The 27,000-nt window shown below is 59.8% G+C and carries 25 protein-coding genes, 1 tRNA gene and 1 pseudogene; 9 read left to right on the top strand and 18 right to left on the bottom strand.

Annotated features, from left to right (window positions below):
* The first annotated feature begins 33 nt into the window (after window positions 1-33).
* Window positions 34-831, top strand: a complete 798-nt coding sequence (locus tag AC3WWH_RS03395) for a response regulator (RefSeq protein WP_058320468.1) — start codon at window positions 34-36, stop codon at window positions 829-831.
* 10 nt (window positions 832-841) lie between these two features.
* Here the strand turns inward: AC3WWH_RS03395 and AC3WWH_RS03390 are convergent, their stop codons facing one another.
* The 8 genes from AC3WWH_RS03390 to AC3WWH_RS03355 form a co-directional block, all read right to left on the bottom strand.
* Window positions 842-1,972, bottom strand: a complete 1,131-nt coding sequence (locus AC3WWH_RS03390) for an AI-2E family transporter (RefSeq protein WP_373419808.1) — start codon at window positions 1,970-1,972, stop codon at window positions 842-844.
* A 155-nt stretch (window positions 1,973-2,127) separates the two neighbouring features.
* A complete protein-coding gene (locus AC3WWH_RS03385) occupies window positions 2,128-2,298 on the bottom strand; it encodes a hypothetical protein (protein WP_093231984.1) in 171 nt (56 codons plus the stop codon).
* Between the two features lie 176 nt (window positions 2,299-2,474).
* Window positions 2,475-2,819, bottom strand: a complete 345-nt coding sequence (locus tag AC3WWH_RS03380; RefSeq protein ID WP_057250950.1) for a RidA family protein — start codon at window positions 2,817-2,819, stop codon at window positions 2,475-2,477.
* 179 nt (window positions 2,820-2,998) lie between these two features.
* On the bottom strand, window positions 2,999-3,829 hold the full coding sequence (locus AC3WWH_RS03375; protein ID WP_057250951.1) for an ABC transporter ATP-binding protein: 831 nt from the start codon (window positions 3,827-3,829) through the stop codon (window positions 2,999-3,001).
* Window positions 3,826-4,668, bottom strand: a complete 843-nt coding sequence (locus AC3WWH_RS03370) for an ABC transporter ATP-binding protein (RefSeq protein ID WP_082615831.1) — start codon at window positions 4,666-4,668, stop codon at window positions 3,826-3,828. The genes AC3WWH_RS03375 and AC3WWH_RS03370 overlap by 4 nt, the downstream gene beginning before the upstream one ends.
* A gap of 2 nt (window positions 4,669-4,670) precedes the next feature.
* The gene (locus AC3WWH_RS03365) at window positions 4,671-5,579 is read right to left on the bottom strand and encodes an ABC transporter permease subunit (RefSeq protein ID WP_057250954.1); all 909 of its coding nucleotides are present in this window, start codon (window positions 5,577-5,579) and stop codon (window positions 4,671-4,673) included.
* Between the two features lie 10 nt (window positions 5,580-5,589).
* The gene (locus AC3WWH_RS03360) at window positions 5,590-6,594 is read right to left on the bottom strand and encodes an ABC transporter permease subunit (protein ID WP_057250955.1); all 1,005 of its coding nucleotides are present in this window, start codon (window positions 6,592-6,594) and stop codon (window positions 5,590-5,592) included.
* 203 nt (window positions 6,595-6,797) lie between these two features.
* Window positions 6,798-8,393, bottom strand: a complete 1,596-nt coding sequence (locus AC3WWH_RS03355; RefSeq protein ID WP_057250957.1) for an ABC transporter substrate-binding protein — start codon at window positions 8,391-8,393, stop codon at window positions 6,798-6,800.
* Between the two features lie 649 nt (window positions 8,394-9,042).
* On the opposite strand from AC3WWH_RS03355, the gene AC3WWH_RS03350 reads away from it, so the two are divergent.
* Window positions 9,043-9,756: a helix-turn-helix transcriptional regulator gene (locus AC3WWH_RS03350; protein WP_057250959.1), complete on the top strand. Its 714-nt coding sequence runs from the start codon at window positions 9,043-9,045 to the stop codon at window positions 9,754-9,756.
* A 72-nt stretch (window positions 9,757-9,828) separates the two neighbouring features.
* On the top strand, window positions 9,829-10,218 hold the full coding sequence (locus AC3WWH_RS03345; RefSeq protein WP_057250960.1) for a response regulator: 390 nt from the start codon (window positions 9,829-9,831) through the stop codon (window positions 10,216-10,218).
* 134 nt (window positions 10,219-10,352) lie between these two features.
* Here the strand turns inward: AC3WWH_RS03345 and rirA are convergent, their stop codons facing one another.
* On the bottom strand, window positions 10,353-10,817 hold the full coding sequence (gene rirA / locus AC3WWH_RS03340; protein ID WP_057251106.1) for an iron-responsive transcriptional regulator RirA: 465 nt from the start codon (window positions 10,815-10,817) through the stop codon (window positions 10,353-10,355).
* A 215-nt stretch (window positions 10,818-11,032) separates the two neighbouring features.
* On the opposite strand from rirA, the gene AC3WWH_RS03335 reads away from it, so the two are divergent.
* Window positions 11,033-12,052 (top strand): Fe(3+) ABC transporter substrate-binding protein, encoded by a 1,020-nt coding sequence (locus tag AC3WWH_RS03335; RefSeq protein WP_057250963.1) that lies wholly within the window; start codon window positions 11,033-11,035, stop codon window positions 12,050-12,052.
* 83 nt (window positions 12,053-12,135) lie between these two features.
* Here the strand turns inward: AC3WWH_RS03335 and AC3WWH_RS03330 are convergent, their stop codons facing one another.
* The 3 genes from AC3WWH_RS03330 to AC3WWH_RS03320 form a co-directional block, all read right to left on the bottom strand.
* Window positions 12,136-13,191, bottom strand: a complete 1,056-nt coding sequence (locus AC3WWH_RS03330) for a M48 family metallopeptidase (RefSeq protein WP_058320469.1) — start codon at window positions 13,189-13,191, stop codon at window positions 12,136-12,138.
* A complete protein-coding gene (locus AC3WWH_RS03325; protein ID WP_082640662.1) occupies window positions 13,181-14,287 on the bottom strand; it encodes a YjgN family protein in 1,107 nt (368 codons plus the stop codon). The genes AC3WWH_RS03330 and AC3WWH_RS03325 overlap by 11 nt, the downstream gene beginning before the upstream one ends.
* 321 nt (window positions 14,288-14,608) lie before the next feature.
* Window positions 14,609-16,105, bottom strand: a complete 1,497-nt coding sequence (locus AC3WWH_RS03320; RefSeq protein ID WP_057250967.1) for a CoA-acylating methylmalonate-semialdehyde dehydrogenase — start codon at window positions 16,103-16,105, stop codon at window positions 14,609-14,611.
* Window positions 16,106-16,232: 127 nt separating this feature from the next.
* On the opposite strand from AC3WWH_RS03320, the gene AC3WWH_RS03315 reads away from it, so the two are divergent.
* Window positions 16,233-17,114 carry a LysR family transcriptional regulator gene (locus tag AC3WWH_RS03315; RefSeq protein WP_058320470.1) on the top strand — a complete coding sequence of 294 codons (882 nt, stop codon included), beginning with the start codon at window positions 16,233-16,235 and terminating at the stop codon, window positions 17,112-17,114.
* 285 nt (window positions 17,115-17,399) lie between these two features.
* On the opposite strand, the gene AC3WWH_RS03310 is transcribed toward AC3WWH_RS03315, so the two are convergent.
* Both AC3WWH_RS03310 and AC3WWH_RS03305 read right to left on the bottom strand, forming a co-directional pair.
* The gene (locus AC3WWH_RS03310) at window positions 17,400-19,790 is read right to left on the bottom strand and encodes an arylsulfatase (RefSeq protein ID WP_057250971.1); all 2,391 of its coding nucleotides are present in this window, start codon (window positions 19,788-19,790) and stop codon (window positions 17,400-17,402) included.
* A 659-nt stretch (window positions 19,791-20,449) separates the two neighbouring features.
* On the bottom strand, window positions 20,450-20,791 hold the full coding sequence (locus AC3WWH_RS03305; protein WP_057251108.1) for a hypothetical protein: 342 nt from the start codon (window positions 20,789-20,791) through the stop codon (window positions 20,450-20,452).
* 476 nt (window positions 20,792-21,267) lie between these two features.
* Between AC3WWH_RS03305 and AC3WWH_RS03300 the strand changes: the two genes are divergently transcribed.
* The 3 genes and pseudogenes from AC3WWH_RS03300 to AC3WWH_RS03290 all read left to right on the top strand — a co-directional run.
* Window positions 21,268-21,576: a hypothetical protein gene (locus tag AC3WWH_RS03300; RefSeq protein ID WP_058320540.1), complete on the top strand. Its 309-nt coding sequence runs from the start codon at window positions 21,268-21,270 to the stop codon at window positions 21,574-21,576.
* Window positions 21,577-22,153: 577 nt separating this feature from the next.
* Complete coding sequence (locus AC3WWH_RS03295) at window positions 22,154-22,396, top strand: hypothetical protein (protein ID WP_057250975.1); 243 nt, start codon at window positions 22,154-22,156, stop codon at window positions 22,394-22,396.
* Between the two features lie 318 nt (window positions 22,397-22,714).
* Window positions 22,715-22,830: pseudogene (locus AC3WWH_RS03290) on the top strand (LysR family transcriptional regulator); the annotation flags it as partial.
* A 74-nt stretch (window positions 22,831-22,904) separates the two neighbouring features.
* Here the strand turns inward: AC3WWH_RS03290 and AC3WWH_RS03285 are convergent.
* Both AC3WWH_RS03285 and AC3WWH_RS03280 read right to left on the bottom strand, forming a co-directional pair.
* Window positions 22,905-23,585, bottom strand: coding sequence for a peroxiredoxin-like family protein (locus tag AC3WWH_RS03285; protein ID WP_057250977.1), 681 nt, complete (start codon window positions 23,583-23,585; stop codon window positions 22,905-22,907).
* 270 nt (window positions 23,586-23,855) lie between these two features.
* On the bottom strand, window positions 23,856-25,619 hold the full coding sequence (locus tag AC3WWH_RS03280) for an adenylate/guanylate cyclase domain-containing protein (RefSeq protein WP_057250979.1): 1,764 nt from the start codon (window positions 25,617-25,619) through the stop codon (window positions 23,856-23,858).
* 336 nt (window positions 25,620-25,955) lie between these two features.
* On the opposite strand from AC3WWH_RS03280, the gene AC3WWH_RS03275 reads away from it, so the two are divergent.
* Window positions 25,956-26,156, top strand: a complete 201-nt coding sequence (locus tag AC3WWH_RS03275; RefSeq protein ID WP_143032880.1) for a hypothetical protein — start codon at window positions 25,956-25,958, stop codon at window positions 26,154-26,156.
* Window positions 26,157-26,221: 65 nt separating this feature from the next.
* On the opposite strand, the gene AC3WWH_RS03270 is transcribed toward AC3WWH_RS03275, so the two are convergent.
* Window positions 26,222-26,298 (bottom strand) — tRNA-His (locus tag AC3WWH_RS03270).
* 193 nt (window positions 26,299-26,491) lie between these two features.
* Window positions 26,492-26,941, bottom strand: a complete 450-nt coding sequence (locus AC3WWH_RS03265) for a phasin (RefSeq protein ID WP_057250983.1) — start codon at window positions 26,939-26,941, stop codon at window positions 26,492-26,494.
* Window positions 26,942-27,000 lie beyond the last annotated feature (59 nt).

Genomic DNA, 27,000 nt, shown 5'->3' with positions numbered 1-27,000 from the left:
AAACGAATCGTATTGCACCTAAGGAAGTCGTTGATGTCCCTTTCGACCCGGATCGCGCCACACCTGCCCTTCCTGCGCCGCTACGCCCGCGCCGTCACCGGTTCGCAGGCCGCGGGTGACGGATATGTGGCCGCCGTTCTCGAAGCCCTCATCGAGGACATCGGCCTCTTCCCGGATACGTCGAACGATCGAATCAGCCTCTACAAACTATTCTGCTCGCAGTTCGAGAAGATTTCGATCGATCTGACGGAAAACGCCTCGCCCTTTGCCTGGGAACAACAGGCGGCCGCGAACCTGTCGCTGATCGCGCCTGCGCCGCGCCAAGCCTTCCTGCTCGTCTCGGTCGAAGGCTTCTCGATCGCCGATGCGGCGGAGATCATGGGTCTGAGCCAGGGCGAATTTTCGAAGCTCTTGACGGTTGCCTCGGAAGACATCTCACGCCAGGTCGCAACCGATGTGTTGATCATCGAGGACGAGCCGCTGATCGCGCTCGACATCGAAGACATGGTGACAAGCCTCGGCCACAGGGTGACGGGCATCGCCCGCACCCATACTGAGGCGTTGGATCTCTATCGCAAGACATCCCCGAGGATGGTGCTCGCCGACATCCAGCTCGCCGATGGCAGCTCGGGCATCGATGCCGTCAACGAAATCCTCACTCAGGCGACGGTGCCGGTGATCTTCATCACCGCCTTCCCCGAGCGACTGCTCACTGGCAAGCGGCCGGAACCGGCCTTCCTCGTGACCAAGCCGTTCAATCCGGACATGGTGAAGGCTCTGATCAGTCAGGCGTTGTTCTTCGACGAGCACGCCCGCTCGGCTCGGCGCTGATCTTTCCCCTTCAGCCAGGCAGTTGCCGTTCCGGCGGCTGCTCACGGATTTCTTCGACGATTGCAAGGACGATGAGAGAAAGCGGCAGCGCCAGCATGGCGCCGACCGCGCCCCACATCCAGGTCCAGAAGACGATCGCAATGAACACCAGAAACGGATTCACCTCGAGTTCACTGCCGAGGATGGCCGGAATGGCGAGATTTTCCATGGCCAGGTGAACGACGAAGAAAGCCACGGCCGGCGCCAGCGCCAGCCACAGCACCTCGTGCGTCATCAGCCCGCCGACGACAAGGCTCAGCGTCATCACCGTCACGCCGAGATAGGGAATGAAGCTTGAGACAAAAGCAAACAGGCCCCAGAGCGGCGGCATGGCGAGGCCACCGACGAGTGCGATGACCATCGTCACAGTTCCGAGTGCCAGATAGATCAGGCTGGCGATGGAGAAGTACCGCGCCAGTGCATCTTCAATGGCATTCATGATGCGGATGGCGCTGAGGCGCTGCTCGCGGCCGGCAAAGGCGAGAATGATGGCTTTGCGCAGTTCCAGCCGGCCAAGCAGAAACAAACCGAGCGCTGCGAGAAAGATCAAAGTCTGTACGAGGGCCGGTGTCAGTCCCCCGACGGTGGCAGCGAGCATCGGGCCGGCGTTCTTCATAACGGTATCGGCAATCGCATCGTTCCCTACGCTCCGCGCGACCGCCAGCCGCAACCACTCAAACCGGTCGACAAAGGGCATGATGCGCGCCACGACGCCCTCGGCAAGCTTCGGCGCTTCGGAGGCGAGTGCCGTCAGCGGGCCGAGCAATGCGTTGACGAGGAAGGACAGACCGATCACGAAAATCATCGCCAGCAGCAGGCCGCCGAAGATCGGCGGCAAACCATAGCGCGCCAGTGCGTCAGCCGTGCGCCCGAGAACGATACCGACAACGATCGCGAGCGTGATGGGCAGCAGGATCGTCTCCATGGTGTAGATGGCAGCGGACCCGGCAATGACGAAGAGGCCGACGATGCTCCAGGCAACCATCAGATCGATACCGTCACGCCGCGGCGCTGTCGACGGCGCCGCCGTCGCAACGGCCGCCTCCTCTTCGACAATGCGTCTTGCGCGCTTGTACTCGTGTGAAGCACCGGCTCGCCGCAAGGTTTCCAAGATCACGCCTCGCTGTCCCTCAGGCATGCCTCGCTGTCCTTCATGCACGGACGCGCGACTGCCGTCCGGTCTTGCGGGCAGGACATCGAACTGCCCAGCCGCAGGCTTCGCCTCAGATTGCGGCACGCCGCCTGGATCGCGCTCGATCAATGACGTTCCGGTGGAAAGATATGCAGGGTCAGCGAGAGCAGACCGAGGCCGAGAATGATGACGAGCAAGGTGTTAGCGACACCCGCAGCGGTGTCCGGAATGAGACCGAAAGCGATCAGGACGCCCGCGAAAAGAAGGACACAGACCCGTGGTAGCCAATAGAGCATAGACAGTCCTCCCAAAGGTTGGCCCGGTTTTTTGGCCAGATTCTTGGTTCGGACGATAACGTGCGGGCTCGCCAATTGGTTCCCTGCGCGACCCAAGCGGCGCCACGAAAAACGCCGCCGGACAGGAGGTCCGACGGCGCTGAAAGCGTGATGCGGAAAAGCCCGTACCGCAGGGCTTAGGCGGCAGCGACGACGATGACCTCGACGAGGTATTCCGGGGTCGCAAGCTTGGCTTCGCCGGTAGCGCGCGCGGGGGTATGGCCCTGCGGAGCCCAGGCATCCCAGACGGAGTTCATCTTCGGGAAATCGGCCATGTCGGCAAGCCAGATGGTGGCCGAGAGGATGCGGGTCTTGTCGGTGCCGGCGAGCGCCAGAAGACGGTCGACTTCGGCAAGCGCCTGCTTCGTCTGCGTCACGACATCGTCACCGGCGTTACCGACCTGGCCGGCGAGGTAAACGGTGTTGTTGTAGACCACGGCCTGGCTCATACGGGGGCCGGTTTCGAAACGCTTGATTTCCATGATCGTGTTCCTGAGGTTGGGCCGAACGGTCGTCCGGCCGAAAAGCGGCTGCCCGCCGCCCAGAGGCGAGAAGTGAAGGCGGCGCGACACCTCTACACCATCGTGTCTTGATGTCAAAGAAGCCGGGCAGTGGCTGCCCGGCTTCTCTTGTTTCCTCGGCGAAAATCAGCGGTGATGGATCAGGCCGCCTGCTTCTTCTTCGCCAATCGTGCCTTGATGCTCTCCACGTCCGCACGCGGCGTCGCGGCAAACAGCGTCCTGGTATAGCTGTGTTTCGGATCGGCGAAGACCTCGTCACGGCTGCCATATTCGACGGCTTCGCCGAAATACATCACCATGACGTCGTCGGCGATGTAACGCACGACCGAGAGGTCATGGCTGATGAAGACGTAGGTCAGCTTGAGCTCGTCCTGCAGATCGGCGAGCAGGTTCAAGACCTGTGCCTGAACCGAAAGGTCGAGCGCCGATACCGGCTCGTCGAGCACCAGCAGCTTCGGGTTCAGCATCAGCGCGCGCGCAATGGCGATACGCTGGCGCTGGCCACCGGAGAACATGTGCGGGTAGCGGTTGAAGTGCAGGTCGGTGAGACCGACCTTCTTCAACATCGTCATCGCCCGATCGCGACGCTCGTCGGCGGGCGTATCGGTATTGATGACCAGCGGCTCCATCAGGATGTCGCCGATCTTCTGACGCGGGTTGAGCGAGCCGTAAGGGTTCTGGAAGACGATCTGCACCTTGCGGCGCATCTCCGGCGTCATGTCGCCCTTGGCGATGTCGATCTTCTTGCCTTCGATCAACAGCTCGCCCGAGGTCGCCGGGTCGATCAGAGTGAGGATGCGGCCAAGCGTGGACTTGCCGCAGCCGCTCTCGCCGACGATCGCCAGCGTCTTGCCCTGTTCGACGCTGAAGCTCACGCCCTTCAAGGCATGAACGGTCTTTGCCTTCTTTATAAGGCCGCCGGGGATATGGTAGTCGCGCACCAGGTTGCGCGCTTCAAGGATCACGCTCATTGGGCCGCTCCTTCATCGACGAAGAGTTCGGAGATCGTCGGCAGACGATCGCCGGTCGCGTTGTCCGGCAAAGCCGCCAGAAGTGCGCGGGTATAGTTGCTCTTCGGATTTTCGAAGAGCGTCAGCACGTCGGCCTCTTCCATCTTGCGGCCCTTGTACTGCACGACCACCCGGTCGGCGGTCTCCGCGACCACGCCCATGTTGTGCGTGATCATGATCAGGCCCATCTTGTGCTCGGCCTGCAGCTTCATCAGCAGGTCGAGGATCTGCTTCTGGATCGTCACGTCGAGCGCGGTGGTCGGCTCGTCGGCGATCAGAAGCTTCGGGTTGCAGGCGATCGCGATCGCGATCATCACACGCTGGCACTGGCCGCCCGACATCTGATGCGGGAAGTGACCGAGCCGCTCGGCCGGATCGGGAATGCCGACCGCCTCGAACAGTTCGATGGCGCGCTTGCGGCGGCCGGCCTTGTCGAGACCCATGTGGATGCGCAGCACTTCCTCGATCTGGAAGCCGACGGTGAAGCACGGGTTGAGGCTGGCGATCGGCTCCTGGAAGATCATGGCAATATCCTTGCCGATGATCTTGCGTCGCTCGTTCGCCGACATGCCCAAGAGGTCGCGGCCGTTGAAGGTGAGCTTGTCGGCCGTCACCTTCGCCGTCCAGGGCAGAAGTCCCATGGCGGCCAGCATCGACACGGACTTGCCCGAGCCGCTCTCGCCGACGATCGCCAGAACCTCGCGTTCGTGGACCTTCATGGAGACGCCGTTGACGGCGCGGAAGGGACCGGCGGCCGTCTGGAATTCGACGACCAGGTTTTCGATTTCGAGAAGCGCCATGATCAGGACCTCTTCAGCTTGGGATCGAGAGCATCGCGCAGGCCGTCCCCCATCAGGTTGATTGCCAGCACCGTGATCAGGATCGCGATACCCGGAAGCGTGACCACCCACCAGTGGCTGCTGATGAACTCGCGGGCCTCGGCGAGCATCGTGCCCCATTCCGGTGTCGGCGGCTGGGCGCCCATGCCGAGGAAGCCGAGGGCTGCAGCGTCGAGAATGGCGCTCGAGAAGGAGAGCGTCGCCTGGACGATCAGCGGCGCCATGCAGTTGGGCAGGATCGTCTTGAACATCAGGCGGCCATGTCCGGCGCCGGCGACCTTGGCGGCAACCACGTAGTCACGGGTCTTTTCGCTCATGACGGCCGCACGCGTCAGGCGCACGAAGTGCGGCTGGAAGACGAGCGCGATCGCGATCATGGCGTTGACGAGGCCCGGCCCAAGAACCGCGACAAGCACCAGGGCGAGCAGCAGCGACGGGAAGGCGAGGATGATGTCCATCACGCGCATGATGACGGTATCGACCCAGCCACGGAAGTAGCCGGCGATGACGCCAAGCGCGATGCCGCCGACGAGCGACAACGTCGTCACGATGACGCCGACGAACAGCGAGAAGCGCGTGCCGTAGATCAGACGGGACAGCATGTCGCGGCCGACGGCGTCGGTACCGAGCAGGTAGCCGGCGCGGCCGCCCTCCTGCCAGACCGGCGGAACCAGAACCGCATCACGGTACTGCGCCACCGGATCATGGGGCGCGATCCACGGCGCAAAGACCGCCAGCAGGACGAGGAGCAGGAAGAACACGAGGCCGATGACAGCGCCGCGGTTCTCGGAGAAATAATACCAGAACTCGGCCAGTCGCGCCCGGCGGGACGGATCGGTCGAAACGGCGCTTGTTGCAGCAGCTTGAGACATGACGCCCTCCTTAGTGCCGGATACGCGGATTGATCAGACCGTAGAGCAGGTCGACGATGAGATTGACCACCATGATCACCGCAGCGATGACCAGCAGGCCCCCCTGGATGACGGCGTAGTCACGACGCGACACCGAATCCACCATCCACTTGCCGATACCCGGCCACGAGAAGATCGTCTCCGTCAGGATCGCGCCGGCGAGCATGACGCCCACCTGCAGACCGATGGTGGTGACCACCGGGATCAACGCGTTGCGCAGCGCATGGACGCCAACGACGCGGAAGGTCGAAAGGCCCTTGGCGCGCGCCGTGCGGACGTAATCTTCAGAGAGGACTTCAAGCATCGCCGAGCGCGTCTGGCGCGCGATGACCGCAAGCGGAATGGTGCCAAGCACGATCGTCGGCAGGATCAGGTGGCTGACCGCCGACTTGAAGGCGCCGGCCTGGCCGGACAACAGCGAGTCGATCAGCATGAAACCGGTAACCGGCGGGAAGAAGTACATCAGCGAGATACGGCCCGAGACCGGCGTCCACTGCAGCATGCCGGAGACCAGCATGATGAGCAGCAGGCCCCACCAGAAGATCGGCATGGAGAAGCCGACGAGTGCGGTGCCCATCATCGCCTGGTCGATGGCCGAGCCGCGCTTGATCGCCGCAATCACGCCGGCCGGAATGCCGAGGATGATCGCAAACAGGATCGCGCAGAGCGAAAGCTCGACGGTGGCCGGGAACAGCTCGAAGAACTGGTCGATGACCGGCTTCTTGGTCACGATCGAAGTACCGAAATCCCCGTGGAGCACGCCCCAGAGATAGTCGAGGTACTGAACCACGATCGGCCGGTCGAAACCGAGCGCATGTGAAATTTCCGCATGCCGCTCCGGCGACATGACGCGCTCGCCCGAAAGCAGCGCAACCGGATCGCCCGGAAGCAGGCGAATGAAGGAGAAGGCGATGATGGAGACCCCGACGAAGGTCGGTATCAGGACAGCCAATCGCCCCAAGAGAAATCGGAACATGTTAAACCCCGCGCCATGTTGCCGCGGCATTGTATCCCGCCGCTGGCACCACTGCATGCTTTCCCACTTAACGGCGAAGCATACAGCAAGTCGAAATGCCACAGCGACCTTTTGCGCTCCAGGAGGAACTCGGGTCGCTATAGTGGATGCAAAGAGGGGCGCTTGCCCTTGGCAAACGCCCCCTTAAGGATCAGTTAACTAAATTACTCGGTGATGTCCACGCCGTCGAAGGCAAAATCGCCGAGCGGGCTCTGAACGAAGCCCTCGACATTCTTGCGCATCGGCACGACGGAGAGCGAGTGGTCGATCGTCGCCCACGGCGCCTCGCGCTTGAAGACGGCCTGGGCCTCTTCGTAGAGCTTGGTGCGCTCGGCGATATCCGAGGTTTCCTTCGCCTTCTTCACGAGGGTGTCGAATTCCTGGTTGCACCACTGCGCACGGTTGTTGCCGCCGACAGCATTGCAGCCGAGAAGCGTGTCGAGGAAGTTGTCCGGGTCGCCGTTGTCGCCGGTCCAGCCGAGGATGACGGCACCGTCACGATCCTTCGCCTTGGACTTGTCGAGGTATTCGGCCCATTCGTAAGAGACGATCTCGACCTTGACGCCGACCTTGGCGAAGTCCGACTGCATCAGTTCAGCTGCGCGGCGAGCGTTCAGCATGTACGGACGCGAAACCGGCATTGCCCAGAGCTTCATCGACAGGTCCTTGACGCCTGCGTCCTCGAGCATCTTCTTGGCTGCTTCCGGCTCGTAGGTGTCGTCTTCAAGCTTGTCGTTGTAGGACCACATCGTCGGCGGGATCGGGTTGACGGCCGGCTGGGCAGCGCCCTGGAAGACGGCGTCGACGATTGCCTGCTTGTTGATCGCCTTGTTCAGCGCCTTGCGCACTTCCGGCTTGTCGAACGGAGCCTGGGTCGTGTTGTAGGCGAGGTAGGCGACGTTGAGGCCGGCCTGTTCCATGACCTTCAGGTTCGGGTCAGCCTTCATCTTTTCGACGTCGGCAGCGTTCGGGTACGGCATCAGGTGGCATTCGCCGGCCTGGAGCTTCTGGAAGCGAACGGAAGCGTCGGTGGTGATTGCGAAGACGAGGTCGTCGATCTTCTGCTTGCCGCCCCAGTAGTCCGGGTTCGCCTTGTAGCGGATGACAGCGTCCTGCTGATAAGCGACGAAAGCGAACGGACCGGTGCCGAGCGGCATCTGGTTCATCTGCTCCATCTTGCCGTCAGCCTGCAGCTTGTCGGCATATTCCTTCGACAGGATCGAAGCAAACGGCATCGCGATATTGGCGAGGAACGGAGCTTCCTTGCGCGTCAGGGTGAACTTGACGGTCAGGTCGTCAACCTTTTCGACCGACTTGATGACTTCCGGGAAGCCCATGCCGGCTGCGTATTCCCACGAAGCGCCGGTGATGTACTTGTTCCACGGATTGTCGGCCTTCAGCTGGCGCTCGTAGGAGAACACCACGTCGTCAGCGGTCAGCTCGCGGGTCGGCGTGAAGAACTCGGTCGTCTGGAACTTGACGCCCGGACGCAGCTTGAACGTGTATACGAGACCGTCGTCGGAAATCGTCCAGCTCTCGGCAAGGCCCGGCTCGACTTCGGTCGTGCCCTTCTTGAACTCGAGCAGGCGGTTGTAGACCGTGTGTGCCGCCGCGTCGAACGTCGTGCCGGCGGTATACAGGCCCGGGTCAAAACCCTCAGGCGAACCTTCCGAGCAATAGACGAACGTCTTCGACCAGGCAGAGCCGGCCATCAGCGTGGCAAGCGCCGTCGCTGCAAACAGAGTAGTGAGCTTTTTCATGAGCTTTGCTTCCCAGATTTGTTTTTGTTCTCGTGTTTTCCTGACGCGGAATGCCGTTGCCCCCCGGTCAAGGCCGGATGGAACGACATTTGGCGTCGCATTGCAATAAGTCGCCGCATAAATTTGTCTATGCGAAAAATTCGCCCGCAGGTAGAGCCTGGATCTCTGTCCACTGTTTTAGAATCGACTGACGAATCAATGCAGCGCGACACCTTCGAACCAAGGCTTCCCGGCTGTTTCCGCAGGGTTTACAACGTGCCTTGTTCGTCCCTCCACCGGGGCTAGTCTCGCCCCGGATGCCCGCCTTTATTCTAGCGCGAACGGCGGGCCTGCGGAATACACGATCATCCGCCTCACGAGAGTGAGATTCGGTACCGACAGGTTTCCGTCAATCCCAAGATACTATGGTAGAAATCACCAACAGGATTGTGCAATAGAATGTATACAAAACTCGGGGGAGACAATCGACGTGCCCAGACGTCCTTGGGAGGGACCGGCAGCCGCCTTTTACAGTTTGCCGTCTTTCGGCAGGTTTGCCGAGGGACGGGCATGATGCTTGCTGCCAGCAATGCCGGCGCCGATCTTTGCCGGTTGATCGCTCCGGCGCGCCGGATAGACTGCCGCGCGACGACAAGGGGATAGCCATTCCGTGGCGGCTTTGCTGGAAAATCACAGGCGATACGATCTTCGCGACGAACTTGAGAAAGCGCTGAACCGCGTAGACTTCTTCCGCATCTTCCACACGATGGCGCTCAGGTTCGGCTTCAGCCATTTCGGCATTCTTCAGCTCGGCAACGAGAACGACGCGTGCATGCTGTCCACCCGCCTGGTGCTGCATGATCTTCCCTCCGGGCTTGCCGAGGAATACGACAAGCGCCACCGCTTCGGTGACTCCCTCTTCTACAAGACGCTGCACCGGTCGGCGATTTCCTCCGTCTGGCGGACGGACGACCCGGGCTGCGACACCAGCCAGAATTTGCTCGTGCAGCTCGGTTTCGAGCTGCTGCTCAGCGTGCCCGTGCATGCGGCTGCCACCGGCGCGCGCTACGCCGTTCTCTTTCTCGGTGATGGCGATGACATCGGCCGCACCGAGCATGTCGAAGTCGCCTATGACGCGGTCTCAGCCTTCGACTACTTCTATCGCATCGCGCTGGCCAACAAGACCGGCATGGGCCTAACGCCGCGGGAGACCGAAATTCTCAAGTGGATCTCGCACGGGAAGACGGCAAGCGAGATCGCTCTCATCGTTTCCGTGTCGGAGCACACCGTGAATTCCCACACCGCAACGATCCTGAAGAAGCTTGATGTCGTCAACCGCACCCAGATGGTGGCGAAGGCGATCCGAGAACAGATCATCCAGTGACAGCCGATGCGTGGTATCCCACTACACCACGCCCAACGAACAGGACGCCTGAAATCAGCAAGGGTATCGGTCATGACGCGAAAAGCTCACATCCTGCTCGTTGACGACGATCCGACTGAAAACCTGATCCTGCGCGCCTTGATCCGCAAGGTGAGCAATATCGAGATCGAGCTGCATTACTGCCAGACGATGGAGGGCGCGCTGGAGTTCCTGCGCTCGGGCAAGCCGGTGTCGATGATCCTCCTGGACAACCGACTTCAGCCGCAGCGCGATTTCCGCGAGACCGTGCCGGCGCTTCGGCACCAGGGTTACATCGGGCCGATCGGGGTGATTTCGGCGTCGCTCGCCGATCCCTACTTTCAGAATCTGGAGGAGTATGGTGCCGACTTCCGCATCGACAAGGCGGAAATCGACCCGACCGCGATCGATTTCATATTGCGGGAATATCTGCCGCAGGGGTGAACCCAGCGAAGCTCCGCTACAGCGCCGCGCGTTCTATCAGACGCGCAAAGGTCGCTGTAGCACTTTGATTTGCTGCATATCTTTGTCCTTAAAACGAGGTCGATTTAAGGTGACATGCAGTAGGCCCTGGATCGTCAGGCAGCCGTGGTCTGCGGACGCTTCGTTTCTTCGAGACCGAGCAGGAAGTTGATCTGGGGACGCGCCTTGACGAGGTCGTCGATCGTGTAGCCCTGAAGCACCTCAAAGAAGGCGTTGAGCGCCTTGCGGAGCGCCGAATTGAGGCCACAGCTATCGACGAGCGGACAGTCGATCTCGCCGGCCTCGAAGCATTCCGCCATGGCGAAGCTGTCTTCCGTTACCTTGACGACATCGAACAGGGTGATGGCGGATGCGGGCTTCGGCAGGCGCACGCCGCCATTGCGGCCGCGGACGGTCTCGACAAGGCCGGCCTTGGTCAGCGGCTGCAGGATCTTGAAGAGAAACAACTCGGAAACGCCATAGGCCCTGGCGATTTCGGGAATGCGGCTGAGCTTTTCTCCGTTGGCGGCGCAGTACATCAACATGCGAACCGCGTAGTTCGTTTGTTTCGTCAGACGCATCATTCACTCCGGCATTCGAGAGGTTCACGAGTTCATCATATAGGACGGATCGTAGTTTGGAACAATTCCAAAAAGCTCGAAAATTCACTTCTTGTTGAGTGTTAACCGTTTCCCGATTGACTGTTCTGGGCGCTGAGGTCAAGAAAGATGAGCATTTTTGTTAACTTAGCTCAAACAAGAAAATGGAGGAAGCGATGTCCGTTTCAAGAGCAGCGATGGGCGTTTTGTCCCTGACGGCAACCCTGCTTACGACGAGCGCCGCCTGGGCCGACGGTGAGGTCAATATCTATTCCTACCGGCAGCCCGATCTGATCAAGCCGCTGCTCGACGCCTTCACCAAGGAAACCGGCATCACCACCAACGTGCTCTTCCTCGACAAGGGCCTCGTCGAGCGCATCCAGGCCGAAGGCGCCAACTCGCCGGCCGACGTGATCCTGACGGTCGACATCAGCCGCCTGACCGAAGCCAAGGACGCAGGCGTCACCCAGCCGGTCGTCAACGAGACGATCAGCAAGGACATCCCGGCACATTTCCGCGATCCTGACGGCAACTGGTTCGGCCTCACCACGCGCGGCCGCGTCGTCTACGCTTCCAAGGACCGCGTCGCCCAGGACGACATCACCTATGAAGAACTTGCCGATCCGAAGTGGAAGGGCAAGATCTGCACCCGCGACGGCCAGCACTCCTACAACATCGGCCTGTTCGCCTCGATGATCGCCCACCATGGCGAAGCCGAAACCGAGAAGTGGCTGACGGGCCTCAAGAACAATCTCGCCAAAAAGCCCGACGGCGGCGACCGCGACCAGGCCAAAGCGATTCTCGCCGGCGAATGCGACCTCGCACTCGGCAACACCTACTATGTCGGTCTGATGCTGACCAACGAGAAGGAGCCGGAACAGAAGGATTGGGCTGCCGCCATCAAGGTGCTCTTCCCGAACGCCAAGGACCGCGGCACGCACGTCAACATCTCGGGCATGGCACTCGCCAAGAACGCCCCGAACAAGGACAACGCGCTGAAGCTGATGGAATTCCTGTCGGAAGGCGAAGCCCAGAAGATCTACGCCGAGCAGGTCTACGAATATCCGGTTCTTCCGGGCGCCGAGCCGTCAGACGTCGTGAAGTCCTTCGGCACGATCAAGCCGGACGAATTGCCTCTCGCCGACATCGCCGCCAACCGCAAGAAGGCATCGGAACTGGTCGACAAGGTCGGCTACAACGACGGCCCGCAGGACTGATCGCGAACCGAACTCGCGTTACGGACAGCGGGCCTCGGCCCGCTGTTTTCGTTTCAGGTCGCTGGACGGCAAGAACCGCAGGCTCATTGGGCCCCGGCACGCAACTGGGCAGCATAGTCGAGGATTGCCTTGCGACGCTCGGGCGTGCCGGGATGGGTCGACAGGATGCTGGTGTCGCCGTGGTCATCGAGCTTGTCTTCGAGCAGATCAAAGAAGCGGGCGATCGCCGTCGAATCCCTGCCGGCCTTCTGCATCAACTCGACCGAGTGCCTGTCCGCAGCACTTTCCGCGCCGCGTGAGTAGGACAACGTCAAAAGACCGGCGCCCTGTACCAGAATGTCTTCAGCACCGGACCCGATGTCGCCGCCGATCATCATGATCAGCCCGGCGACGCCGGCGGCACGGTAGATCTGCCGCAGGCTATGCTCGAGCTCGACGTGACCGATCTCGTGCGCCAGCACACCGATGATCATTTCGGTATCGTCGCCGGCAAGCTCGATCAGCTCATCGGTGACAATCAGCGTGCCGTCGGGTAGCGCAAAGGCATTCGGGCCGATGGTGCCACCCTTGCGGAATTTGAGGCTATATCCGCCCTCGCCGCGATCGGACTGGCGCGCGATCGCGTTGAACCCGTCACGGATCCTGTTCTGCCGCTCAGCTGAAAGCGCCGACGTGTCGAGCAGCGTTCGATCCATTGTTTCCAAGGTGCTTGCCGACATGATCTTCGGCACGATCGGCGGCGTCACCAGCACGGCGACTTCGACGAGCGCCGGCACGGCATAACGATAGATGGCCACGCCGCAGAGCACGGTCGCCAAAACGACCGCGATCAGGCGCGGGTGGAAACGCTCCCACTCGTGGACGAGACTGGTTTTTCCCTTCCGTTTGAGGAAGCGATCCATGGCGTCGTTGTCGGTCGTCTCGAACAGCGAACCGTCGGGAAACTCGACACGACGCGGAATGGCGCCGACACGCGCGGAAATGTCGACGGCGGCAAGCACGCCGCCTGCAAGTTCGACACCGTCCTCACCCAAGGCTTTGACGCCGCCGCCATCTTCGATCAGCCGCGAGGGCACCGACCGGCTGGAACCGGCGGGATGCCACTCGCCAACCGCAATCTCTGTGACGCTAGAAGCCAAAGTCGAAGCCTTCGAAATCCATGAACTCCGAACCAACGGCCGAACCTTCCTGGGCGATCTTGTCGAACATCTCGCCGACATTACCTTCGAAATGTACACCCGTATGTTCATTGACATAGCGCGTCATGCGCACCGCAGCCCAGGGACGCATCAGGCCCAGTGTGAGGAGGGTGACGATCACGTTGGTGATCGTGATCCAGGCGTAACGGCCCCGCGACAGATCGCTCGTCAGCTGATGCTTGCCGTCGAAGGTCGTTGCCGACCAGGCGACGTTGCGAACGCCAGCACGATAGAACAGCGTCGCGACCCCGAAGATCGAGAAGAACGCGATGTAGCCGATGACGAACAACGCAATCATCGAAACCTGCAATTCCGGGGTGGCCACATAGGAACCGTCGAACAGCGTCATGATCACGGCCAGGTTGAGGAAACCGATAAAGGCGATGATCAGCAGGCCAGCAACGATGATGGCCGCCGACAGGAACCAGGACTTGTAGATCGCACCGACCGAAGGATCGGTCGTAAATGCCCTTTGTCCGTAACGCAGGTTGCTGCCGATGTAGCGGTAGGACCAGCGGCTGGCGAGCGGCACCAGGATTCCGAGCGTCAGAACCGAGATGACCGGACCGACAATAAAGGCGAGGAACGCACCGCCGACGCCGCCGACGAAATCGAACCGCACATTGCGATAGCTGGTGACGCGGGCGCTGAAACGCAGGCCCCTGACGACCAGCCACGGCACGAAGACCACCAGCAGCAGCGCAAGGATGATGCCGGCGATCGGCACGAAGGTCAGCATGACGTTGTAGAAAATCAGGTAGGCGAACACGATCACCCGGCCGATCAGGATCTGCTTGCCCTTCGCATGATATTCGAAGGCGCGCCCGAGCAGCACAGTATTGCCATAGAAATAGCGGTTGCGGCGGACTTTTGCCCAGGCGGAATAGATGCCGAGCGTGATGATCGTCAGCAGCACGTTAACGATCCAGATGCCAAAATACTCTTTTCCGCTACCGCTGAACGACAGGCGGTGGAAATTGTCCGGTACCCTCTGCGTCGACGTCCCTTGCATCGACGCCGTTTCGGCCACGACCATGATAAAACCTCTCTCAATGAAATCAGCTTGCGGCCGCCCGCTAACAGACAGGCGCCGCGTTGCGACAGGATGACGTCATTTGTGAACCCAGCGAACTGTGGCTATCCCCCCGGATGAGCCTTCCATGCAAAAGAACGATCGAAATGCCTGCAATATTCGACCGAGGCGCGAATCAATTTTCAGCGCCTCGGGGATATCAAATTAGTTGCAGCGCAGTATGGCATGCAACAGGAAAGGAGCTCCCGAGGGAGGTCCCCGGCGCGCAACAAAAAAGGGCCTCCCGAAGGAGGCCCTGGAGGCGGGAGGATCTTTGTCCCGTCGTTACTTCATCGTCGGCATGACGAACTCGGCACCATCCTTGATGCCCGAGGGCCAGCGCTCGGTGATGGTCTTCGTGCGGGTCCAGAACTTGATCGAGTCCGGGCCATGCTGGTTCAGGTCGCCGAAGGACGAGGACTTCCAGCCGCCAAAGGAGTGGTAGGCGAGCGGAACCGGGATCGGCACGTTGACGCCAACCATGCCGATGTTGATGCGCGAGGCGAAGTCGCGGGCCGCATCGCCGTCACGGGTGTAGATCGCGACGCCGTTGCCATATTCGTGCTTCATCGGCAGGTCGAGGGCTTCCTCGTAGTTCTTGGCGCGAACGACCGAGAGAACCGGTCCGAAGATTTCCGTCTTGTAGATGTCCATGTCCGGGGTGACATGGTCGAACAGGCAGCCGCCGATGAAGTGGCCGTTTTCATAGCCCTGCAGCTTGAAGTCGCGGCCGTCGACCACGAGCTCAGCACCCTGCTCGACACCGCTGTCGATCAGGCTTCTGATGCGCTGCTCGGCTTCCTTGGTGACGACCGGACCCATGTCGGCCTTTTCGTCGGTGTAGGGACCGATGCGCAGGCTTTCGACCATCGGGGTCAGCTTCTGGATCAGGCGGTTGGCGGTTTCTTCACCGACCGGGACGGCAACCGAGATCGCCATGCAGCGCTCGCCGGCCGAGCCGTAGCCGGCGCCCATCAGCGCATTGGCGGCCTGGTCGAGATCGGCGTCGGGCATGATGATCATATGGTTCTTGGCGCCGCCGAAGCACTGGGCGCGCTTGCCGTTCATCGCTGCCGTGCCATAGACGTAGCGGGCAATCGGGGTCGAGCCGACGAAGGTAACGGCGGCAATATCCGGATGGGTGAGGATCGCGTCGACGGCGCCCTTGTCGCCGTTGACGACGTTGAGGATACCTGCCGGCAGGCCGGCTTCAATCATCAGTTCTGCGAGGCGCATCGGAACGGACGGGTCACGCTCGGACGGCTTCAGGATGAAGGCGTTGCCGCAGGCGATCGCCGGGGCGAACATCCACATCGGGATCATCGCCGGGAAGTTGAACGGCGTGATGCCGGCGCCGATGCCGACGGCCTGGCGGATCGAATACATGTCGATGCCGGGGCCTGCACCTTCGGTAAATTCGCTCTTCTGCAGATGCGGAATGCCGATGACGAATTCGCAGACTTCGAGGCCGCGGACGAGGTCACCCTTGGCGTCTTCGACGGTCTTGCCGTGTTCGCGCGAGAGGATCTCGGCGAGTTCGTTCATATGCGTGTTCAGGAGCTCGACGAACTTCATGAAGACGCGGGCACGGCGCTGCGGGTTGGTGGCCGCCCATTTCGGCTGCGCCGCCTTGGCGCTTTCGACCGCTGCCGCAAGCTCCGCGTCGCTTGCGAGCGCCACCGTGCCCTGCACTTCGCCGGTTGCCGGGTTGAAGATGTTGGCAACGCGACCGCTCTTGCCGGCGACGCGCTTGCCATCGATGAAATGACCGAGTTCGTACATGGTTGGTTCCTCCAGACCTTGATTGTGGCGGCATGATCGCACTACGATTTCAACAAAGCAATTTCCGATATTCAGCAACCGTTGTGCAAAAACTAAAGTCCATGGTGTTGAGACGAGGTAACTGCCTATGAATTGGGACGATGTGAGAATGTTTCTAGCCGTGGCGCGCACCGGGCAGATCCTGGCGGCATCGAAGCGGCTGGGCGTCAACCATGCCACGCTCAGCCGCCGGGTGACGGCGCTTGAGGAAACCTTGAAGACCCGGCTGCTGGTGCGCCGGCCGAATGGCTGCGAGCTGACCGCCGAAGGGGAAATCTTCCTGACGGCAGCCGAGCGGATGGAGACGGAGATGCTGGCGGCGCAATCGCAGATCGGCCGGATCGACACGGCAATCGCCGGCACGGTGCGCATCGGCGCGCCCGACGGCTTCGGCGTCTCGTTCCTGGCGCCGCGCCTCGGGCGCCTGACGGCCCGCTATCCGGAGCTGAAGCTGCAACTGGTGCCGGTGCCGCGTTCCTTTTCGCTGTCGCAGCGCGAGGCCGATATCGCAATCACCATCGAGCGACCGGAACAGGGCCGCCTCGTCTCCTCGAAGCTTACGGATTACACGCTCGGTCTTTACGCCTCATGGGACTACCTGGAAAAACACGGGACGCCGCAGACGATCGACGATCTGAGGGAACATCGCCGCATCGGCTATGTCGAGGACCTGATCTTCACGCCATCTCTGAATTTCTCCGCCGAGATCATGCGAAGCTGGGACGCCTCGTTCGAGATCTCCAGCGCCACCGGCCAGACGGAAGCCGTGCGCTCCAGCGCCGGCATCGGCATCCTGCACAACTATATCGCCCGCCACACGCCGGAGCTCAAACGCATCCTGCCGGAAACGACGATCCGCCGCGCCTATTGGACCACCTATCACGAAAGCGCCCGGGACCTCGTGCGCGTGCGCACGGTGGTGGCCTTCCTGCAGGAACTGGTGACAGCGGAACATCAGATCTTCGTCTGAGACCGGACCGGGCCAGGATGCACGAGAGACGGCGCGTCCGCGGGGCGCACGAGCACGATCAACGGGAGCGGCGCACCGAGGCGCTTCAAACGAGAAAGAGAAGAAATAAGGAGAATGGTACGGTTGCCAGAAGCCGTTTTTTTGTCCCACATTTTTCGAAGTGCCTGAGTTTGCTTGCTTTTCAGAATTCCTGCGGGCCCACCATGCGTCACATCGCATCGTAAACTCTGAAGTCTGAAACTGCGGGCTCTGGGACGCAAATCCCCAAAGCCCGCAAATTAAGGTTTACGGCTGCAGATTGACGGTAAGCTTTGCGATTTCACCGTTAAAGGCGAACGGGACCTGATAATCAGTTTCATCTACACCTGTGCGAGTATCGACGCCCACATCGAAAGTCTCATCCCAAGGCATGAGCGCCGGGATCGTGTGTGGTATTTTCGCGTTCGCGACCTCCTTGCCGTCCACCTTCAGGACGCCAGTGCCGCCCTTGCCCATGCCGGGTCCGTCAGATTTGAAATCGAACACCAGCGTGTGCTTGCCGGATGAAAGGGTGTCCTGCCCCTCCCAACGGAAGCGCTCCATATTGACGAAGTTGTACAGAAATACGGGTTTGCCCTTGAGGAGATAGAACCCGTATCCACCGAAGCGCCCCCCTGTGGTGACGAGCATACCCTCGCCGCCGTTTTCAGGAACGGTTACCTCTGCGGTGATCGTGTAGGATTTGTTGATGACGCTGGGTGCATTGCTTGTCGGAAGACCTGACACTACGCCGGCGTAGCTAAACTCCTTCCGTCCGGCGGTGGTGCTCGGCCGTGGAGTCTCAAGGCGTTCCAGGATCGAGTTGTCCAATGGGAAGACGTCGTACTTCGCCGCTTCCATCAGAAACAGTTCCTGCATCTGGTGCAATTTTTCCGGCATTTTTGCAGCAAGGTCGTTGTTCTGGGAATAGTCCTCAGTGAGGTTGTACAGTTCCCATTTATAGCCATCGACGACGTCCGGCATCGCCGTCGTGCCCATCAACCACGGCGCTGCTGGTGGTGTCGTGCAGGCATACCAGCCATCGCTGTAGATGCCGCGATTGCCGAACATTTCAAAGTATTGCGTTTTGCGGGCAGATGAGGCTTGGGCATTGTCCCATGTATAGGCCATGCTCACGCCTTCGATCGGTTTCTGCGCAACGCCATCGACCATAACCGGGGCGGTTATGCCTGTTGCTTCGAGGATCGTAGGAACGATATCGATCATGTGGTGGAACTGAGTGCGAACTCCACCGGCTTCCTTGATCCGTGCGGGCCAGGACATCGCCATGCCCTGACGCGTGCCGCCGAAGTGCGAAGCAACCTGCTTCGTCCATTTGAACGGCGTGTCAAACGCCCATGACCAGGCAACCGACATATGCGGATAGGTTTGGTTGGAGCCCCATTTATCATAGAACGCCATCTGCTCTGCGACCGGCATCTGCATGCCTTCGATCGTGATCAGTTCGTTCGGGGTTCCGAGCACGCTTCCTTCGGCGCTGGTGCCGTTGTCACCTTCAATGTAGATGACGAGGGTGTTGTCGAGCTTACCCAGATCATCGACGGCCTGGATAACCCGCCCGATCTCATGGTCCGAGTAGGCCACGTAGGCAGCAAACACCTCAGCCTGGTGCGCGAACAGCTTCTTGCTCTCTTCGTCGAGAGAATCCCATTTCGGGAGGCTCTCTGGCCATTCGGTTAGCTGCGTGTTGGCGGGAATGACGCCGAGCTTTTTCTGATTGGCGAAAATCTGCTCGCGCAACTCGTTCCACCCCATGTCAAACTTGCCCTTGAACTTGTCGATCCATTCCTTGGTTGGATGGTGGGGGGCATGAGTGGCACCGGGCACGTAGTAAACGAGGAACGGCTTGTCGGGTGCTGCCGCATTTAGCTGCTTTATATGATCAATGGCGTTGTCGGCCGTGTCCGTTATGAGGTTGTAGTCGGGCTTACCGGTCCAGGGGAAAATCTGGGTGGTGTTCTGGAACAGGTACGGCTCCCATTGATTGGTGTCGCCACCCATGAACCCATAGAAGTAGTCGAAGCCCATACCCGTCGGCCATTGATCGAACGGACCAGCGGCGCTGTACTGAAAAGCGGGCGTGTTGTGGTTCTTTCCGAACCAGGACGTGGCGTAGCCGTTCTGCTTCAGGATCTCGCCGATCGTAGCGTTCTCTATGCCGATGATCGAGTCATAGCCGGGATAGCCGGTTGCCTGCTCGGAGATGACGCCGAAACCCGCTGAATGGTGATTGCGGCCGGTGATAAGCGCGGCGCGCGACGGCGAGCAGAGCGCGGTGGAATGGAACTGCGTAAAGCGCAACCCCGCGTTTGCGACACGGTCGAGTGCCGGCGTGGGGATCACGCCTCCGAAAGTGCCCGCAACGCCGTATCCAGCGTCATCGGTCATGATCAGAAGGATGTTCGGGGCGCCCTTTCGGGGGACGATCTGCGGTGGCCAATAGGGTTTTGAGGCTTTCGCGTCGAGGCCGATTTCTCCACCGAACGCCGCCGGCGGGTTCGGTAGATATCGACCGTCGATCGTCGTTGTTGCGCTGGGCGAACCCAATTCACCCGTGGTTTCCTGCGCATTGGCATTGAAATTCGAAGCTGCCGTCAAACTCAAGGTGGCAAGAAAGAGCGTACCTAGTCTTAGCATGTCGCTTCTCCTCCGGTGAAAAAAAGAGAATTACAGAATGCTAAAATTAGGCAAGGTTGTAACAGTTACGAAGCCGGTTCGCATGTCCTGCGGACTGGGTGTCAGCGTGGGACAATCTGAGGGAAACGCATAACGTTGCGTGGGGACGACACTGCGATAGGTTCTTTAGATTTCAAACGCTTATCAGCTGCATCGGCATCATCTGCGGTGCAAACTACTATGCAAAATCTCACCCCCTCCGCCCGCCGATGAGAACACTCCAAGGCGATGCTGACGCGATCATTCGCACGCTGCTCGCCGACCGCACGCACCTGCGCTGACAGCTAGCGCTCGCCGAGACCTCGGCGCGCACCAGCTTAGCTCGAGGATGGCGTCCTCGCGGCGACAGGCAAACCGTACGTAGCACATGAGCGACGAGACGACCAGAAGTGCCAGTCAGGGCTCCATACGGAACCAAGGCCCATGTGCCATCCACACGACTAAAAGATGCTTCCAAACAGCGCGGAATAGACAATCACGGCTATCGCGAGCGTAAACCCAAGCGCGACGAACAGTCGGGTGAAATCGTACGTATAGAATCGAGCGAGAGTAAAGTTCCTCACGGCGACCTCCTAATTTTCATTTTGGTTGCGATGCCAGTGCACGGCGTCCACAGCAACTCAGGACAATGAGCGACTGCAATTCGTACCGACCTTGCCTACGAGACCTGCCGGAACTTGGATATCGGTCATGATTGCGGCTACGAATTCATCGCGTTTCGCACGATTGTCGAAGCCTTTGATTGCAGCGAGGTCCGTGCTTCTGGCAGTAGCCATTCGTCCTGCTGCGCTTGAACAGATGCCCGCAAATGCATCCACCTGAGCGGTTTCCGCCGCCCGCGTGCTGGCAGTCGTGGTCGTAAGCCATCCAGCATTGAAACCGACAATCGGCGCCGCGAAAAGCCCAATGCCTAAACCAATGGCGTAGGGTCTTGTCCATTCAAAAATTCGATCGAGTGTCATGACTTTGCTCCCTCTAATCAGGTGATTATCGGGATCGTTACAGGCCCGCGCTCGGACCATGAGCCAATGGCAATCCAGATTTTCCAGTTTGCGCTTTAAAAACGTCAATGTAAACAATCAATAATCGATGTTAATGTGAAATATTCGATATTTAATTATTGATACTAATATTTATAGAAATACATAATTCTTGATCTTTCTCTGGATTTATATATATCAACTGACGTCGAATTCTCCAGAATTTTTTCATGAGTCCGTCTAATACTCCCAAAATATCTTGGTAAAGCCTCAATCATCGGATACAGATTAAACGTCGTTCTTAGGCCAGCTTGGCTTTTTGCTTCGTCAGAGGCTCCAGACCGCCAAACTCACCAATCATCGATCCTTGACGGCAGTTGTTCGCGCTGCATTGGCGCCAGACCAGCCCGATTTGGCTGAACCTTGCGAACGGCGTTCGCCATAAGAAAGGGGGCAGTATGTTTACCCGTACGAAATACCGAACCGTCCATTTCGATGAACCGTTCTGGATGCCAGGCCTCTGCGAGATGGTGGCCCCGGGCGACTACGAAGTTGATGAGGACGAGGAGTTGATTGAAGGCATCTCCTGGCTGGCTTATCGCCGCGTGGCGACCCTCATCAAGCTGCCGGCGACGGTCGAGAACAAATACCAAATGCGACTTGTTGCCATCGATCCTGAGGAGCTTGAAGGCCTCATCGCAGTGGACCGCGACAGGCACGCAATCTCCCTCTCGCCCAAATCGGAGAGACAGCAATTCGATGGGTAACGGCGTTTGCCGCTTGGCTCGTCAGTTAGCCCCAAAAGTCGAACGAAGATGTCGGCCTATGCGACCGAAACCTATCGCCCTCATCACAGAAGTAAGGATGCATCGGTGCTGTTCAGACGATTTTCTTCAGGAAGCCATCCAGAGAGACAGACGGCTTTGAACATTGGAACACACACCGAAACCGAGGTTAGGGACGCGATATGAAAAATAGCGACGAAGAACACGCACTCGCCATTAGTGTATGGGAATCGGAAGGCGGGGCGCCCAACAGATCCATGAGGCTCTATCAATACGGACGCCGCGTCGAATGCGACAGGTCGTACACCATCTACCATGTGTTCACGGGCGTGCCGGCAAGGATCGGTTCATGGACGATGACGGGGCTCAGCCAAAAGAATGCGGCGCGGGCTCTGCGTACTCTCAACACGCCCTAAAGCATGTCGCGCAAAAAGTGCGCAGCGGTTTGGCGATAGCGACACGCGTGAAATCAAACTGTCGAAGCGCGTTGCACGAGGCCGTTTAAACGCGACGCGCCCCGGGGCACCCGCAGATGTTCAACAATTGAAAGAGAGGCTCTATGCACGGGTACTCCGATGATATCGTCCCGGCATTGAGTGAGACCGAAATTGGCGTGCTCCGGCGCGTATTTGACGCGGCTTGTGCTGAGTGCGGAATATCGCGGCAGGGCCAACAAATTCAGCGGCTGGCGCAATTTCTCATGACCGAGTTCCGCCTCTACCCACTGGACGAAGAGGCGCTGCTGACAGCCGCACGGGCATTCTATTGCAAACAGAAACGTAAGCCCGGCAGCTCGGAATAATGTCGCCTATTTCGCGGGAAGGCGCTTGTTTCCATTTAATCAAATAACACCTTGGGCCCACCCTCGGAGGAGAAGTACAAACTGCCGAACATGGCCAGAGCACGGCTATAGTCGATCACAAACAAAATAAGAAAGGAAGAAAACCATGAGATCGTACATTGGAAGCTTCGGATATCAATTCAGATTCGTTGACTTCATGATCCGGTCATCGCTTGCGATTTCCCTTGGGGTCATAATCTACATCACATTCTATGGAATTTTCTGGTGAAAGCTCGTCACAAAAGGTCCACCGCTCATCGCGCCGCTTGGCTGACGCCCATCCGCCGCGCCTACTGACCTCCTATCACGAAAGCGCCCGCGAGCTCGTGCGCGTGCGCACAGTCGTGGCTTTCCTGCAGGAACTGGTGACGGCGGAACATCAGATCTTCGTCTGACACGCCTGAATCGGAGAAATCCGCCACAATCGCGCGTCGGCAACCCGGCGGCCTCGTCGAGCGAATTTTCGCTATCAATGTGCGACTTGTGAAGCGGCCGCCATCAGTTCCTTGGGATTGAGCGCCTGGCACATATTTTGACCTTGGTCCTCAACTTCTGTAAAGCTCCAGCGCACCACACCTTCTCGATCGAGCAGAAAATGGCCGACAAGCTGCATATGACCGGGTGTCCTCACCTGCTGATCGGCGTCTGTGATTTCGTACCCATCCTTTTCGCTCAGAAGGTCACCGGCGGCCGCCGGGTCCATCGGTTCAGGCAATTCCCCCGGCCGATCGACCCGCATCGTCTTGACCAGGTCCATTCCGACCTTGTGTGGCCAGTCGGTTTCTTCCTCCGTGAACTCGAGGAGGGGTAAGCCGAAGGCGCGGTGTGACGCCCGCTCCGGGTCGGATGCAGCAAGAAGGCCGGGTATCGGATGATAGCGGAAATAGAGCCGCGCGCGTTCGACCGGGGTGTTCACCACCGCCAGAGAGTCCACGCCTTTTTCGCGCAGGGCCGGGTTTAACTGTGCCATTGCCGCAACATGGCGACGGCAGAAGGGACATAGCAGGCCCCGATACAACCCGACCAACAATGGGCGACGGCCGCGAAAATCATCAAGGGCGATCTTGCCCTCGCGTGAGATCGCATCCAGCACAAAGTTCGGAGCCTGGTCGCCCAGTCGTAACGGATGGTCCTGATATTGTGGAGACATGGTCAACCTCCTCGTCCGAAGGACCAATAAAGAAGAGGCCGCACAGCATCGCACGGCCTGACCTCTCGTCTTAGCGTATAGCCAGGATCAACCTGAGAATGGTCCCACATTGGCTCGCGAGCAAGCAGTAAACGGTGAATCGTGCCACGGGACGCTACCCCGGCAAGGCCGCATGGACTTCCTGACACGCGCCCCTCCCCTCGTTAATGAGCGATGGTCCAGAAGCGATGGATCAGAGCGTCTCAGAACGCATGCTGTCCGGTGTCGCATCTAAAGGGAAATGCCGGCTTCCCGTAGTCCATCCACCAGGCGGCCGAGCACGGCAGGGTCCCGATAGGGCAAGGCCCGTTTGAGGTGGTCGATGGAGAAATTCGGGTTGACCTCGAACACCTCGTGCCAATAGCGCCGAGCCTCCTCGTGACGCCCGGTGCGACCGTAGAGGCAGGCGAGATAGAAGCGCGTCATGTCGGATCGCGGCGCCAGCGCCAGCCGGCGCATGAAGGCGATCTCGGCCTCGTCGAAACGGCCGAGGTTCAGCAAGGTCCGCCCAAGGAAATGCAGCGACAGGTCGAACTGCGGATCGAGCCGATGCGCCCGCGTATAGAACGGCAGCGCGTCTTCGAACTGGCTCTGAAAATCCCGGATCGTGCCGAGGGCGGTATGGCCACCGGCGGAATTGGGATCGAGCTTGATCATCCGTTGGGCGGCGCTTTCGGCCTCATCGAAACGCCGCATCCAGCAGAGCGCGATTGAAAGCGCGTGATAGCCATGCGGCTCGTTGTCGTCGGTATCAACAGCCTTCTGCGCCAGTTCCAAGGCACGCTCCAGATTGTCCACCGTCCCGCCGTTCCATCGGTTGATGAAATCGGTCAAGGCGATGATCGAGAGGGACGCGTAGGCGGCTGCCAAACCCGGATCGATGGCGATAGCGCGCTCGAGCATGCTGCGCGCCTCCGCTGACGACACGGCATCGAACCGCAGAATGGCCTGACGGGACCGGACGAGCAGATCATAGGATTCCGGATCGACCTTACCGCGGCTTTCGCGTCGCTCTTCCTCGCCGGCCGTCAGCTTCACCTTGAGCGCCGTGACGATGGTGCGGGTCACTTCGTCCTGAACCTCGAAAATGTCTTCGATGCCGCGGTCGTAGCGCTCGGCCCAGAGATGACCGCCCGTCGTGCCGTCGATCATCTGGGCGTTGATGCGGATGCGGTTGGCGGCGCGGCGCACGCTGCCTTCAAGAACATAGCGCACACCAAGTTCCTGGCTCACCTTGCGGATATCCGGCGACTTGCCCTTGTAGGCAAAGGAGGAATTGCGGGCGATGACGAAGAGGCCGGAAACCTTCGAGAGATCGGTGATGATGTCCTCGGTGATGCCGTCGGCGAAATAACCCTGCTCCGGATCGCCGGACATGTTGTCGAACGGCAGCACGGCGATCGAGGGCCGAGCCGGTAGCTGCGGCGGAGTTTCGGCGACGACCTCGACAGAAGCGCCCGCGTACTCGTCCGGCGACCAGCTCCAGATGTGCACCGGGCGTTCGATGTTCTTGACCTCGTGGTGACCGCTGTCGGTGAAGTGGAGGTCGATGCGGCCGTGCATATATTCATGAACACCATCCGAGATGGCGACGCCGCCGGGTCTGGCGAGCGCCTCGATCCGGGCCGCGACATTCACGCCATCACCATAGAGATCGCTGTCGGCGACCATGATATCGCCCATATTGACGCCGACGCGAAGCACGATCGCCTGATCCGCCGGGACATCCCTGTTTGCGGCCATCATTTCCCGCTGAAGTGCTGCGGCGCATTCGACGGCATTGACGGCGCTGGAGAATTCGACGAGCACGCCGTCCCCTGTCGTCTTGAAGACCCGGCCCTGGTGGGTGGCGACGAGCGGCTCCAGCACCTCTTTCCACCGCGCCATGAGCCGCGTGTAGGTGCTCGTCTCGTCACGCTCCATCAGCCGGCTGTAGCCGACGACGTCAGCAGCCAGGATGGCGGCGAGTCTGCGCTTGATGGATTCGTTGGCCATGGATTGCGGCGCCTTCCGAGAATCCTTTCTCAAAATTTTACCGGCGGATGGCCCCAATGTCTATTCAGTCTGCGGTCGGTCTGCGGCTTGCCTGTTCACGCCTGAGACCCGCCATAGGCAGTTGGCCCAACTGGACCGTCTCTCATCCACCTCGGGCGGCAGCCATGCAGCCGATTAGCCCGATTTGGGTAGCGCAGCGGCAGGAACAGAGAGTTGTCTTCCTGCGTTTCTGCTCCATCGGAAAAACCCTGTGCGATGGCTCAGGGCGACCGCGATGAACAGGCGGCCCGCCCCAGAAGCGGTTCGCATACGGATTTGAGGAAGGAGGATGGAACGATGCTTGTCGCTGTTACGGGCCGGCCAATCCTGCCGGGTGAATTCATCAAGATCGAAGACGTCTTCAGGGATGCGATACGAGAGAGAAATCTTCCGCGCCGCTCATCGGAGGCCAAGGAGCTGGCAGTCCGGCTGTTCGAGCTTTACCAGAATGGCGTCGATGACGTGGTGGCGCTGAGAGCGATGGCCAAGCTGTTCTGAGCGCGCGATGTTTGCGGCGATGGCTGCTACGCAAGCGCTTCAATATCAATGAGATAAGAAGGAAATGGTACGGTTGGTGGGAATCGAACCTACGACCTCAGGTGCCACAAACCTGCGCTCTAACCAACTGAGCTACAACCGCACTGCTCGCGACATGTGTGTCGCTTGGCGGCTCACATACGGAGACTTCCGTCGCTTTGCAAGCCTTAACTTGAGATTATCCTGCAAAAAGACCGGATGGCAACCCATCCGGTCTTTTTGGATTTTGGCGCGCCCGGCAGATCCGGTGGCGACAAGGGTCTGTCGCTCCCCGCCAGGCAGCACAGTCGGTCGGCTTAGACCTTCTTGAAGGAGGACATTGCCTTTTCGGCAGCTTCCTTGCCCGGCTTTGCGACGTTCTCGGCAACCTTCTTGGTCGCTTCCTGCATCGACTTGGCCTGCTCGACGGCAAGCTCGGCCTGCTTGCGGACAAAGCTCGTCTGCAGTTCGACAAACTCGGAGAGCGACTTCACGCCGAGCAGCGCTTCCATGTGCGAGAGCGAGTTTTCCGCATTGGTGCGCAGCGCGTCGATCGCCTTGAGGCCGATTTCGACGGTGCCGGTCTGAGCGCTTTCAAGCGTGGCTTCGACGGTCTTCGTCGCCTCTTCGGCGGCGGTCTTCATCTTGGCATAGGCTTCCTTCGACTGGGCGGCACCCTTTTCCGCGAAATCGCGGAAGCTGTCGGTGATCTTCGCCGGGTCGAACGAGGAAAGGGAAAATACGTCGTCGGTCTTCTTGGTAGCCATGAAAGCGCTCCTTGGTGTCAGGCCCTCTTCTGAGGCGCCGTTGCTTGATGCGCACTATA

Source organism: Ensifer sp. EB106-03-01-XG145, from assembly GCF_058792075.1.
The sequence above is the reverse complement of the archived record's forward strand: the minus strand, read 5'-3'. Positions and strand labels throughout refer to the sequence as shown.